Here is a 725-nt window from a genome sequence, read left to right as displayed (position 1 = left end):
GATTGCGTTCAGCCGCGCCGTTAGGCGTCGGCTGGAACTGCGGGTTAGGCAGCACTATGCCACCACCTTGACACGAACCTGCTCTCCCGAGGCAAGACCTGACACCTGCCGCGCGAAGTTAGACAAGAAGCTCATCGCCTCATCAATGGGAACTGCCTTGAGCGATACACCTTGGGCTGCCTCATGAGTGCAGAACGGCGGATAGACATGCAACACTTGCCCCGGTTGAAGCGAACCACCATCTCGCTGATGCTGCAGGAGTGGCTGCATGCCGAGAAACCCCGTCGGATCCGCCTCAACCGCGACAAAGAACTCAGCCAGCGACAGGCTCAGTGAACTAAGGACACCCGTTTCCGCCTCTAACTTGTAAACGCATCCGTCTCGGAGAATGAATTGATCTGCCACGCAGTCTTGCGCGAACGGAATGTCAGATTCCAGCAGCGCGTCATAGAGCGTGTGTAGTGCGAGAGCACCCGTGAAACTTGACGAAAGACTGTGCCACTCCGGCTGGGAACATAGGCCGCGCACGTGAAGCGCCCCGTTCAGCAGAATGAAACCGTTGAGTTGGCGCAGCAAGCTAACGAGGCTATTCGGTAGCGCCGGGAGAATCGACGAACTGGGGTCGAGAGGTGGCCCGACAAACGTAACGTTGCTTAGATCCATGGCGCGAGTGTGCGGCCTAACGATTGCGTTCAGCCGCGCCGTTAGGCGTCGGCTGGAACTGC

At 58.3% G+C, this 725-nt stretch carries 1 protein-coding gene; it reads right to left on the bottom strand.

The window, feature by feature from the left end; all coding sequences use genetic code 11:
* Window positions 1-54 precede the first annotated feature (54 nt).
* Window positions 55-576: a hypothetical protein gene (locus B0W88_RS33355; RefSeq protein ID WP_144007159.1), complete on the bottom strand. Its 522-nt coding sequence runs from the start codon at window positions 574-576 to the stop codon at window positions 55-57.
* Between the last annotated feature and the right edge of the window lie 149 nt (window positions 577-725).

This window comes from Pelomonas sp. KK5, from assembly GCF_001984095.1.
Lineage (GTDB): Bacteria > Pseudomonadota > Gammaproteobacteria > Burkholderiales > Burkholderiaceae_C > KK5.
This window is presented reverse-complemented; position numbering and strand designations above follow the sequence as displayed.